The following is a 10,552-nucleotide window of genomic DNA, read 5'->3' as shown; positions in this document are numbered from 1 at the left end:
ATCCTAGGGCGAAGCGACGCGAAGCGGAGTGTAGACCCTAGGATCCATGCCGTGACATTGGTCGAAGAATGCAGCGGTGCAGAATTAATTTGGAAGCATCCGGCTGCATCGACAGGTTTGCACCGCCGCAAAGCTCGCAGGTCGCGGCATGGATCCTAGGGTCTCCGCGACGTCGCTTCGCTCCTGCTCCGCCCTAGGATGACGACGGCGTTGGGGTTTGCGCGGAGCCTCTCACCCCAGCAGCTGCTTGCTCAGCCTCGCACACTGCACGCGGATATCGGGAATGGCGTCGATCTCGAAGAAGGTGCCGCGCGTCAGCGGGCCGACGGCGAGGATCTTGGCAGAGACGGTTCCGTCGCCGGCGATGATCTCGCATTTGGCCGATACATCGAGGCCGATGCGCAGCGGATCCGGCCGTGCCAGGCCGCGGTCGACCAGCGAGCGCACGACGCTGTTCGACGAGGTCGAGATGTCCCTGACGATACCAGAGCAATCGTAGATGCGGGCGACCTCGAAGGTCTCGAGACGCTGCGTGTGGCGCGACTGGACCTGGACGGTGAATTCGCCGTTGCGCGCGATGTCGACGACGCGGCCGGCGACCAGGCGGATGCGGCCGGATTGCACGGCTTCGGTGACACGGGCGTAGACCTCGGGCGCCATGCGATGGCGGTGGATGTCCCACCAGGCCTTGGTGTGCTCGACGAAGCGGCGCTTGGCGGAAGCCGGCCAGTTCTGCCAGATCTTCTGGTTGAACGGCCGCAGGCCGTCGACGACGTCGCGCCAGTCGATGCCGGCCTTCTGGTTTTCCTTGATCAGGTCGCGGAACCAGCCGACGAAATAGGAGAGCTGGGTGCCGAGCGGAATGTCGGCGACGTCGAGCTTGATCGGATTGCCCTTGCGATGCGGCGAGGGCAACAGGCCGCGCCGCGACACAGCCATGATGTCGCCGCGATGGCCGCGCTGTTCCAGCGCCAGGAAGGCATCGACCATGCTCAGGCCGGTGCCCAGCACCATGACGCCGGCGTCGGTCGGAAGTGCTGTATCGGCTTCCGATCCCATCCTGATGGCATGGCCTTGCGCCGGCTCCTCGTCGTGGCCGGTGGCCAGCACGGCGAGATGCGCAACGACGCTGGTGCCGTTGGCCAGCGCCACTTCGACACCGGATGCGGTGGGCGTGATCGAGAGGCTTTCCTCGCGGATCAACCGAAGCCGCCCGGTCTGCTTTTCGCGCGCCTGCAGCTCGTCGAGCAACTCGCCGAGGTAACGGGCATAGATGCTGCGCGGCGCATAGAAGGGCGCCTGCTCGGCCGTTGCCAGGCCGCGCTCCTGCAGCCAGCGCCAGAAATTGCCGGGATCGTCGGCATAGGCGCTCATGCCGGCGGCACTGACATTCAAGACATGCGCCGACAGCAGCGTCGAATAGGCGATGCCCTGGCCGAAATGCGGGCGCCTTTCGATCAGCGTGACGCGCAGGTCGGGATTGGGCGACTTCAGGAGATGTGCGGCCAGCACGACGCCGCTGGCGCCGCCGCCGACAATGATGATGGAGTTGGCGCGCCCGGTCATAGGCGTGCCTTCGCTCTGCGCAACGCCAGTGTCAGGCCTGGACCTTCACCGCGACCGGCAGATCGCCGATGTCCCTCGCAACCGGCGGGTCGTCGAGAGAGATATCGCGCATTTCGGCGAGGCTGCGCTGATCGAGCACCTCGGCGATCGCCTGCCGGACCTCGAGCATCAGATGTCGGACTTGGCATGTCGCCTCGTTGCAATCTTCACAGCGCTGGTACTGGGTGCGGCTGGCGCAGGGGATCGGCGCCAGCGGACCGTCGAGGACGCGCACGACATGGCCGACCTTGATCTCATCGGCGGGGCGCGCCAAGCGATAGCCGCCATCCTTGCCCTTGCGGCTCTGGACGAAGCCGGCATTGCGCAACTCGCCCAGGATGGCGTCGAGAAACTTCTTCGGGATGTTGTTGCCGGTGGCGACGTCGTTGACGAAGGCGAGCTGTCCGGCCGGCAAGCGCGCGAGGTGGACAAGCGCCTTGAGGCCGTACTTACCTTTTTTGGTGAGCATGAGATCAAAATTTCTCTGGCATGCGACGGCATGGAACCATCGGTTGCAAAACGCCTGGCGGGCGTTGCCGCCGCGTCCGAGCCCGCATGACACATAAATTCTAGTGACATGATGTACAAGCCGAGAACTGCTGATTTTGCTTCGTTTTCAAGCCGCGCCGGCCACTTTGGCCAGCCTTTGTGCCCACAGGGACACAAAAATGCGCTTTGATGGCAGCGAGATGGCAAATGGTCCTCCAGGGCCGGAGGCGACCGGCATCGACTGACGCGACGGCGAAAGCCGATCCATGCCGCTGGCGATCTTGGTGATGTGGTGGTCGCTCATCGCCGACTCCAACTCTTTAATGTCGATAAGAGTACTATACTTACCCCCGAACACGCGGAACGCGTTTTCAAATCGGCGATCGTTTGAGGCATGGATTTGCCTGGTAGAGGTTGAAGAGGGAATTCCCGTTCGCGGTGGGCCTGGGCCGGAGCTGTCACGGCGGTTCAGAACGTTAAAGACCGGCGGGACAGCGCCCCCCTCTGGCCTGCCGGCCATCTCCCCCTCAAAGTGGGGAGATTGGATGTCACGACCGCTTTCGCCAATCTCTACCGTCAGCACCGCCAGCGAGAAAGCGCTGAAGCCGAAACTGCCAATCTCCCCACTTGAGGGGGAGATGTCCGGCAGGACAGAGGGGGGCGCTGGCCCGCGACTTTGCAGCATTTGCGATCCGGCGAAGAAACTTACCCGACCAGCGCCAGCTTTGCCGCCGCTGGAGCAAACGGGCGAATGCTGATGCCGTCCCGCGTCATCGTGACAAAACTCGATGGCGGGATCGCTTGCCAGTCGCCGCCCTCGCGGTCGAACGGCTCGGACACGATGCAGCGGCCGCCGCCCTTGCGCAAGACGGAGGTGTAGAGCGTCGGCGCGTGGGCGTCGGTGGCATAGCGCACCGCATGCAGCGCCTGTCCATCCGAGAAGGCGGCGGTGAGCTTCAGCGCTGGTTCGAGGCCGGCGCGGCGCGAGGCTTCGAGCACGCGGCTAGTGGCGCGGGACACCGCGCCTTGCGGATCGCCGGCCAACCCTTCGTCGATCATCAGCAGGAAAAAGAGTTCGGAATCGGTGGTGCCTTCGCGCTGGTCGAAGACGGCGTCTGACAGCGAATTCTCCAGCGCGCGGCGGATCTTCTCGAAGCCGCCGATCTGGCCGTTGTGCATGAACGACCAGGCGCCGGAGATGAACGGATGGCAATTCATGCGGCTGGTGGCGCCGCCGGTGGACGCCCGTACATGGGCCAGGAACAGGCCGGATGCGATCTGCCGGCACAGGCTTTTCAGATTGGGATCGGACCAGGCCGGCAGGATATCGCGATAGAGACCCGGCTCCGGGCGGTCGCCATACCAGGCAAGGCCGAAGCCGTCGCCATTGGTCGGCGATTTCGCTTCCTGGGCGCAATGGCTCTGGGCGATCAGCGAGTGACAGGGCGCCGTGAGGATGTCTTCGAGAAAGACCGCTTCACCGAGATAGGCCGCCCACCGGCACATCGCTTCTGTCGTCCTCTAGGCGCGATCCATAAGAGCCGCAGGCTCCTTGATCGCGTGTGTGCCTCTGTTGTGCGTCCGCTCGTAAAGCTCGCGAACGATTCGGCTGGCGGTAGTTTCAAACAGAAATGGCAAGAAAGCATGAACGAGCGCAGCACAAGCCGCCATCAACAGGCGCGACGAAAACCAGGCGGCAAAGCCCATGTGGCTGAAATAGGTTTCGCCGACCTTGGCCGGATGAGAGGTGAAAATCTTGGCGACCGACATGCTGGTTCCCCTTCAGCGCTTCAAGTTCCTGATATGAGTATCCTGACACGCTTCGCCGGTTCATCGGTCTCAAAATGTCCTTGTATTTCGGTGATCCTTGGGACAAATATCCCACATGACGCTGGAAATTGACGAAATCGACCGGAAATTGCTCACTGAGCTGCAACGCGACGGCACGCTGTCGGTCCACCAGCTGTCGGAACGGGTGGCGCTGTCGCGGAATGCCTGCTGGCGCCGAGTGAGGCGGCTGGAAGAGGCTGGTGTCATCACCGGCAGGGTGGCGCTGGTCGATGCCGAAAAGCTCGGGCTTGGCCTTTCCGTCTTCATCCTGATCCGCACGTCCAACCACGATCCGGAGTGGCTGCAGAAGTTCCGGGCGGCGGTGACCGGCTTTCCCGAGATCACCGGCGTCTACCGCATGTCCGGCGACCTCGATTATGTCTTGCGCGCCCGCGTCGCCGACGTGAAGGCCTATGATCGGCTCTACCAGCGGCTGATCGCCAAGGTGGCGCTGTCGGACGTTTCCGCGTCGTTCGTGATGGAGGAAATCAAGGAAACGACCGTCGTTCCGATGGAACTGCGGTAGGCCATCGTGCCGCCCAAAAGAAAGCCGTTGATAGAATTACAGTCGAGTTGACCGAATCGCCGTTCGCGCCGATAGGATCGATTTTATGCGCGCAGCCCTTCAAACTTCCTCCGTCATCGGTCCGACCGTCGGCTTCGTCAGGTTGCCGCATGCTGAAGGACTTCCCCTTCCCGCCTATGAAAGCACTGGTGCCGCCGGCATGGATCTGCGCGCCGCTGTGCCGGACGACCGGCCGCTGCTGATCCTTCCGGGAAAGCGCGCTCTGGTGCCGACCGGGCTGATCCTGGAAATTCCGGAAGGCATGGAGGGCCAGGTGCGGCCCCGCTCCGGACTTGCTTTCAAGCACGGCCTGACCGTCCTCAACACGCCCGGCACCATCGATAGCGACTATCGCGGCGAGGTGAAGGTGCTGCTGATCAATCTCGGCGATGAAGACTTTGCCGTGACGCGCGGCATGCGCATCGCCCAGATCATCTTCGCTGCGGTGGCCCAGGCGACCGTGGAAGAGCGCAGTCTGGCCGGTGGTACGGCGCGTGGCGCGGGCGGGTTCGGATCGACCGGCACCGCCTGATGCCTAAACTGCCTAAGCTTGTCATCTTCGACTGCGACGGGATCCTGGTCGATACAGAGAATTTGGCCAATCGGCGTCTCGCCGAATGGCTGATCGCTGCCGGCTATCCGACAAGCTTCGAATATTGCCGCAAGAATTTCTCCGGCCGCAGCATGGCGTCGGTGCAGAAAGAGATCGAAGAAGAGACCAGCGTCAGGCTCGGCGCCGGTTTCGTCGATCGCTGGAACGCCGGCCTGCCGGACCTGTTTGCCCACGGCGTCGAAGCGATCCCCTACGTCCGCGAGTTCGTCGAAGCCGTGCGTTCAGCCGGTATCGCCTATTGCGTCGCCACCTCGGCCCGGGTGTCGAAGATGCACATCACGCTTGGCCAGACCGGGCTGCTGCCGCTGTTCGAACACGTGATGTTTTCCTCGACCATGGTCAGTCGTGGCAAGCCGTTCCCGGACCTGTTCCTGCATGCGGCCAAGACCATGGGCTTCGCGCCTGCCGACTGCATCGTCATCGAGGACAGCGTCGCCGGCACGCAGGCCGGGATCGCCGCCGGCATGCGGGTGTTTTCCTACCATGCCGATCCCTATTCCGACCGCGCCGGCCTGATCCAGGCCGGCGGCATCCTGTTCGATGATATGCGTGAGCTGGCCGGGCTGGTGCCGATCCACTGACTTGATCTTCAGCCTGCAGCTGTACGCCTCGATTGTCCGTGCTAGCTTGGCGCCGCCAACTCGAGGCCACGCATGAACCCCAGCCTGCTCCGCCTCATCCTCGCCTTGATGCTGGCGCCGTTTCTATGGACCGCGGCCGGCGCGCAAGCCATCAGCTTTCCGGAGCTCGGCAGCGCGCTGCCCGGCCGCACGGATGTCACCTATCTCGACCTCGCGAGGATGGTCATCCCCGACCTTGCCGCGGACAATCACGGCTTCTACAGGGGCGGATTGCCGATCGGGATGCGCCATATCGAGGGACCGGACAGCGGCGGTTCGCCGCCCGAGACCTCGGGCTTTTCCAATGCCGCGGTGCTTGCCATCAAGGCCGGCGGCAAGGATCGGCTGACCATGCTGTTCGACCTTGGCGATTCTCCCGACAGCGCCGAAGGCTATGCTGTGCTGGCGCTCTACGACATCACCGCCAAGCCGAAGCTGCTCGACGCCGTCAATGTCGCGCTCGACCGCGGTACCTATTTCTGCGAGCCGGGCAGACTTTCGGTCAGCGCCAACGATGACGTCCTCATCACCATGAGCGCGCATTTCAATTCGAGCCAGAACTATGTGATCACGCCGCTGATCATGATCCGCGACGACAAGTTCGAACCGATCGACATGATCTATACGTTCGATGAAAACCTGTGCGCCTACAGCCGCAAGCAGGACGTGGCTTTGCAGACCGTCGCCGACGGCCAGCCTTATGCCGCCATCAAGGTGACGGTCACCGATGCCACTGTGCTGAACGGCGAAAGCTGCGATGACCAGCCGCCCAAGCCCGAGTCTCACGGCATCTCCGTCACCTATCATTGGGACAAGACAACATCGCGCTACGCCAAGGATTCCGACGCGCTGGACAAATTGGCAGGAGAGAACGCCAAACGCTTCTGAACCAACCGCATTCGTTTGCCCGGTCAAATAGGGCAGGATAAAATCCGCTTCGCCACACCGCACATGATGGGGGAACTACCATGGACAAGGGCAAGATCTTTCGCGACCTGCATGCCTCGACCTTCGTCATGCCCAATCCCTGGGATATTGGCACGACGAAGCTGCTGGCCTCGTTCGGTTTCACGGCGCTGGCGACGACCAGCGCCGGCTTTGCTTTTTCACGCGGCCTGCCGGATGGCGCCGTAACCTTCGACCAGATGATCCACCATTGCCGCGAGGTGACGGCGGCGACCAGCCTGCCTGTCTCCGCCGACCTCGAGAAAGGCAAGGGCGACAGCGCCGAGCAGGCCGCCGAAACCATCTTCGCGGCGGAAGCGGCCGGTCTTGCCGGCTGCTCGATCGAGGACCACACCGGCGATCCGGACAAGCCGATCTATGATTTCGCGCACGCCGTCGAGCGCGTTGCGGCGGCGGTGGAAGCGGCGCGGGCGCTGAAGCGCGATTTCGTCTTCACGGCGCGGGCTGAGAATTTCCTGTGGGGCAAGTCCGACCTCGACGACACCATCAAGCGGCTGCAGGCATTCGAGAAGGCCGGTGCCGACGTGCTCTACGCGCCAGGCATCGCCGACGTCGAGATGATCCGCACGCTCTGCTCGGCGGTCAGCAAGCCGGTCAATGTCATGGCAAAGCCTGGCTTCACCATCGCCGACCTCGCCATGGCCGGCGTCAAGCGCATCTCGCTCGGGCCGTGGCTGACCAATTTCGCCTATGGCATGCTGGAAACGGCGGCGCGCGAGATCCAGCAGGACGGCACCTTCGGCTTCACCCGCGCCGCCATGCCATTCGGCAAATTGCAGGCCCTCTTCGGCAAGTCTTCAGCTTGAACGGGGCCCATCGCATGACGCTCACCGTCGTCGATATGCATACCGGCGGCGAGCCGCTCAGGATCGTCACCGGCGGCTATCCCAGTGTCCCCAAGGGCACGATCCTGGAAAAGCGCGCCTATGTGCGCGACCATCTCGATCATCTCAGGAAGATCCTGATGTTCGAGCCGCGCGGCCATTACGACATGTATGGCGCCTTGCTGGTCGAACCCGACCTGCCCGGCGCCGACCTCGCCGTGCTGTTCATGCACAATGAGGGTTATTCGACGATGTGCGGCCACGCCATCGTCGCGCTCGGCCGCTACGCCGTAGATGAAGGATTGGTGGCGAAACAGGAACCAATCACGACAGTCAATATCGAGGCGCCGTGCGGGCTGGTCGTCGCCTCCGTCGAGGTCAGGGACGGCAAGGCCGGTGCGGTGGCGTTCGAAAGCGTGCCAGCGTTCCTGTTCGCCGGCGGCCAGACAATAGAGCTGGCGGGCCACGGCACGATCGGCTTCGACGTCGCCTATGGCGGGGCTTTCTACGCGCTGGCCGATTGTCACCAATTCGGGCTCGAATTCGGCAAAAGCCGGGTGCGCGATTTCGTCGATGCGGCAACGGCGCTGACGGACAGGCTCAAGGCCGAATTTCCGCTGTCGCATCCCGACCACGGCGACCTTGCCTTCCTCTACGGCACCATCCTGACCGATGGCCGCGATGCTTTTTCCGATGGGGTGACCAAGAACATCTGCGTCTTCGCCGAGGCGGAGGTCGACCGCTCGCCGACCGGCTCCGGCGTCACCGCAAGGCTGGCGGCCATGCATGCCAAGGGCGAGATCGCGATCGGACAGACGCGCACATTCGAAAGCATTGCCGGCTCGCGGCTTTCGGGAGCCGTGGTGCGGACGGCGAAGGCTGGCCCGCACGGGGCGATCATCGCCCGCGTCGGCGGCGGCGCCTATTATAGTGGCAGGACGGAGTTTATCGTCGAAGCGGACGACGAGCTCGGACGCGGATTCCTGTTGCGCTGAAGAAAATGCTCAGCGGCGCGAGGAGCGAGCCACTTCCCGCACCGAGATCGCCTTGTGCAGATGCACCATCACGGCGGCGGCGAAGAGCGGCGTCAGCAGGTTGAGCAACGGCACGGCGAGGAAAGCCGCGATGAGCAGCCCGGCGAGAAACACCGTGCCGGCATAGTGCCTGCGCAAGGCCCTGGCCTCTTCTTCCCCGCGAAAGCGCATGGCAGCGAATTCGAAGAACTCGCGCCCGAGCAGATAGCCGTTGACGATAAAGAAGGCGGCTATGTTGACGCCCGGCACCAGCAGAAGCAGCAGGGCGACGATGTTGCCGAGAATGACGACGCCGAGGAATCGCGCCGACAGCACCAGCGAGCGCAGCGCCGGCATGGCGCGACCGGTCGGATCGCCGGGATAGTCGGTGCGCTCGACCACTTCGGCGATATCGTCGAGGAACAGGCCGGCGACAACAGCCGTCACCGGCGCGATGAGCAATGCCATGCCGAAGGCAAGCACTATCGCGGCGATGATGCCACCCAGCCAGCCGGCCCAGGACGGTATGCCGGGCAACAGCGTCTGCAGCCACGGCAGGGCGAGCCACTCGACGAGGCTGGTCAGGCCGAACCACAAGGCGACAAGCGCCAGCAGCGTCAGACCCAATGTCTTGAGGAACACGGCCCGAAAGGGAGGCGAGAGCAGCTCGAGGGCCGCAGTGCGGGCAGCGTCGAAAATCACCGTGCTTTACCCCCAGGTCACACCATACACCGTCGAAAAGGCGGATGCTTCCGAGATAAGCAGAGCACGGCATGAGCGCAAGCAGGCCGGTTCTTTTGCTTTGACGCAATCCCCAAGGGGAGAGCGCTATGCGCTTTTCCCGGGAAAACCGCTTCACACTTGTCCTGGAATTGCTCTACCGCGCAAACGCCGGCTTTCGAACCGGAATGGTCATGGCAGCGACCCCAGCCACGACAAAACCCATGCCCAGCCATGCCGTCGAGCCTAGGCTTTCGCCGAGGAAAAGGGCGCCGATGCCGACGCCGATCGGCACCCGCAGATAGGCCTGCGAGGTGGTGCCGACCGAACCCAGGGTGTGGATGAGGCGGAAATAGATGACGAAGGCCAATGCGGTGGAAAACACCGACAGGCCGAGCAGGGCCAGAATCGATGCGGCCGAAGGCGCCAGCGTCCACGGCTGGTCGAACACCAGACTGAGGGGCACGAGGATGACGGCGCCGCACAGCATCGAACCCGCGGCAGGCAGCATCGGATCGAGACCCTTGAAGCCGCGGCCGAAAATGGCGGCCCCGGCATAGCAGATTGTTGCCGCTACGATGGCCAACTGCGCCCACAACTCGTGACCGAGACCACCCAGTGCCTGCGTGCCTATGATGAGACAGATGCCGGCAATGCCGGCGCCGACGCCAATCAGCTTGCGCACCGTGACCGGCTCGTGGCGGGTGATGAGCGCTGTCAAGAGGAAGGTGAAGATCGGCGAGGTCGCATTCAGGATGGTGGCGAGGCCGGCATCGACCGAACGTTCCGCCGCGGCGATCAGGGTGAACGGGATGACGCTGTTGAGGCAGGCCTGGAAGGCGAAGCGGCGCCAGCTTGCCGCATCGCCCGGCATGGCGAGCCCGCGCCAGCGGAGGATGGCAAACAAGATACCACCGGCAATCAGGGTGCGGGCGGCGATGAAGGTGACCGGCGGGATGGTTTCGACTCCGATCTTGATGAAGGTGTAGGAGGCGCCCCAGAGCACCGCCAGCACGACGAGCAGCGCAAGGTCGGTGGTCATGTCGTTCTTTGCAGGCTCGTTCTTTGTCGGCATGGCTCGCCTTCAAACGGGATCGGGTGAGCCAGGCTTGTAGGCGGTCCGGCGATGAAATGCTTCGGCCACGGTCGAATTGTCATAGCGCCTCGCGGCTGATGCGCTTTTGCCTGTTCCGCCAAAGTTGCGTGTCACGCCCTAGGCAAACCGGTTTCAAATCGCTAGACCCGCGCCGGACCGGCGTGGCAAGAAGCCGGCTCGGGTTTTGGCGGAGATTTTGATGCCGGATTAT

Annotated in this window: 13 protein-coding genes; 6 read left to right on the top strand and 7 right to left on the bottom strand. The window is 63.5% G+C overall.

The window, feature by feature from the left end; translation table 11 throughout:
• Nucleotides 1-231: 231 nt before the first annotated feature.
• The 5 genes from EOB49_RS28620 to EOB49_RS28600 all read right to left on the bottom strand — a co-directional run bounded on the left by EOB49_RS28620 (nucleotide 232) and on the right by EOB49_RS28600 (nucleotide 3,864).
• A complete protein-coding gene (locus EOB49_RS28620; RefSeq protein WP_127382948.1) occupies nucleotides 232-1,566 on the bottom strand; it encodes an FAD/NAD(P)-binding protein in 1,335 nt (444 codons plus the stop codon).
• 31 nt (nucleotides 1,567-1,597) lie between these two features.
• Nucleotides 1,598-2,074: an Rrf2 family transcriptional regulator gene (locus EOB49_RS28615; RefSeq protein WP_127382947.1), complete on the bottom strand. Its 477-nt coding sequence runs from the start codon at nucleotides 2,072-2,074 to the stop codon at nucleotides 1,598-1,600.
• 147 nt (nucleotides 2,075-2,221) lie between these two features.
• Entirely contained in the window at nucleotides 2,222-2,779 is a 558-nt protein-coding gene (locus tag EOB49_RS36600; protein ID WP_164781839.1) for a hypothetical protein, read from the bottom strand.
• A 20-nt stretch (nucleotides 2,780-2,799) separates the two neighbouring features.
• Complete coding sequence (locus tag EOB49_RS28605) at nucleotides 2,800-3,600, bottom strand: class II glutamine amidotransferase (RefSeq protein ID WP_127382946.1); 801 nt, start codon at nucleotides 3,598-3,600, stop codon at nucleotides 2,800-2,802.
• A 15-nt stretch (nucleotides 3,601-3,615) separates the two neighbouring features.
• On the bottom strand, nucleotides 3,616-3,864 hold the full coding sequence (locus tag EOB49_RS28600) for a DUF6356 family protein (RefSeq protein WP_127323170.1): 249 nt from the start codon (nucleotides 3,862-3,864) through the stop codon (nucleotides 3,616-3,618).
• Between the two features lie 115 nt (nucleotides 3,865-3,979).
• Between EOB49_RS28600 and EOB49_RS28595 the strand changes: the two genes are divergently transcribed.
• The 6 genes from EOB49_RS28595 (at nucleotide 3,980) to EOB49_RS28570 (ending at nucleotide 8,507) form a co-directional block, all read left to right on the top strand.
• Nucleotides 3,980-4,450 (top strand): Lrp/AsnC family transcriptional regulator, encoded by a 471-nt coding sequence (locus EOB49_RS28595; protein ID WP_127382945.1) that lies wholly within the window; start codon nucleotides 3,980-3,982, stop codon nucleotides 4,448-4,450.
• Between the two features lie 85 nt (nucleotides 4,451-4,535).
• Nucleotides 4,536-5,021 (top strand): dUTP diphosphatase, encoded by a 486-nt coding sequence (dut, locus tag EOB49_RS28590; protein ID WP_127321744.1) that lies wholly within the window; start codon nucleotides 4,536-4,538, stop codon nucleotides 5,019-5,021.
• On the top strand, nucleotides 5,021-5,683 hold the full coding sequence (locus EOB49_RS28585) for an HAD family phosphatase (RefSeq protein WP_127382944.1): 663 nt from the start codon (nucleotides 5,021-5,023) through the stop codon (nucleotides 5,681-5,683). The genes dut and EOB49_RS28585 overlap by 1 nt, the downstream gene beginning before the upstream one ends.
• Nucleotides 5,684-5,755: 72 nt before the next feature.
• Nucleotides 5,756-6,610 (top strand): hypothetical protein, encoded by an 855-nt coding sequence (locus EOB49_RS28580; protein ID WP_127382943.1) that lies wholly within the window; start codon nucleotides 5,756-5,758, stop codon nucleotides 6,608-6,610.
• An 80-nt stretch (nucleotides 6,611-6,690) separates the two neighbouring features.
• Nucleotides 6,691-7,494 (top strand): oxaloacetate decarboxylase, encoded by an 804-nt coding sequence (locus tag EOB49_RS28575; protein ID WP_127332238.1) that lies wholly within the window; start codon nucleotides 6,691-6,693, stop codon nucleotides 7,492-7,494.
• A 14-nt stretch (nucleotides 7,495-7,508) separates the two neighbouring features.
• Nucleotides 7,509-8,507 carry a proline racemase family protein gene (locus tag EOB49_RS28570; RefSeq protein ID WP_127382942.1) on the top strand — a complete coding sequence of 333 codons (999 nt, stop codon included), beginning with the start codon at nucleotides 7,509-7,511 and terminating at the stop codon, nucleotides 8,505-8,507.
• Nucleotides 8,508-8,516: 9 nt separating this feature from the next.
• Here the strand turns inward: EOB49_RS28570 and EOB49_RS28565 are convergent, their stop codons facing one another.
• Together EOB49_RS28565 and EOB49_RS28555 are read right to left on the bottom strand one after the other, a co-directional pair.
• Nucleotides 8,517-9,227: a sulfate transporter family protein gene (locus EOB49_RS28565; protein ID WP_127382941.1), complete on the bottom strand. Its 711-nt coding sequence runs from the start codon at nucleotides 9,225-9,227 to the stop codon at nucleotides 8,517-8,519.
• A 175-nt stretch (nucleotides 9,228-9,402) separates the two neighbouring features.
• Nucleotides 9,403-10,287 (bottom strand): EamA family transporter, encoded by an 885-nt coding sequence (locus EOB49_RS28555; protein ID WP_164761879.1) that lies wholly within the window; start codon nucleotides 10,285-10,287, stop codon nucleotides 9,403-9,405.
• Nucleotides 10,288-10,552: the final 265 nt, after the last annotated feature.

It is taken from the genome of Mesorhizobium sp. M7A.F.Ca.MR.148.00.0.0, assembly GCF_003997735.1.
Taxonomy (GTDB): Bacteria; Pseudomonadota; Alphaproteobacteria; order Rhizobiales; family Rhizobiaceae; genus Mesorhizobium.
This window is presented reverse-complemented; position numbering and strand designations above follow the sequence as displayed.

Coding starts and splice junctions, on each gene's coding strand:
- EOB49_RS28620 (WP_127382948.1), bottom strand. CDS start 1,566: ATGACCGGGCGCGCCAACTCCATCATCATTGTCGGCGGCGGCGCCAGC.
- EOB49_RS28615 (WP_127382947.1), bottom strand. CDS start 2,074: ATGCTCACCAAAAAAGGTAAGTACGGCCTCAAGGCGCTTGTCCACCTC.
- EOB49_RS36600 (WP_164781839.1), bottom strand. CDS start 2,779: ATGCTGCAAAGTCGCGGGCCAGCGCCCCCCTCTGTCCTGCCGGACATC.
- EOB49_RS28605 (WP_127382946.1), bottom strand. CDS start 3,600: ATGTGCCGGTGGGCGGCCTATCTCGGTGAAGCGGTCTTTCTCGAAGAC.
- EOB49_RS28600 (WP_127323170.1), bottom strand. CDS start 3,864: ATGTCGGTCGCCAAGATTTTCACCTCTCATCCGGCCAAGGTCGGCGAA.
- EOB49_RS28595 (WP_127382945.1), top strand. CDS start 3,980: ATGACGCTGGAAATTGACGAAATCGACCGGAAATTGCTCACTGAGCTG.
- dut (WP_127321744.1), top strand. CDS start 4,536: ATGCGCGCAGCCCTTCAAACTTCCTCCGTCATCGGTCCGACCGTCGGC.
- EOB49_RS28585 (WP_127382944.1), top strand. CDS start 5,021: ATGCCTAAACTGCCTAAGCTTGTCATCTTCGACTGCGACGGGATCCTG.
- EOB49_RS28580 (WP_127382943.1), top strand. CDS start 5,756: ATGAACCCCAGCCTGCTCCGCCTCATCCTCGCCTTGATGCTGGCGCCG.
- EOB49_RS28575 (WP_127332238.1), top strand. CDS start 6,691: ATGGACAAGGGCAAGATCTTTCGCGACCTGCATGCCTCGACCTTCGTC.
- EOB49_RS28570 (WP_127382942.1), top strand. CDS start 7,509: ATGACGCTCACCGTCGTCGATATGCATACCGGCGGCGAGCCGCTCAGG.
- EOB49_RS28555 (WP_164761879.1), bottom strand. CDS start 10,287: ATGACCACCGACCTTGCGCTGCTCGTCGTGCTGGCGGTGCTCTGGGGC.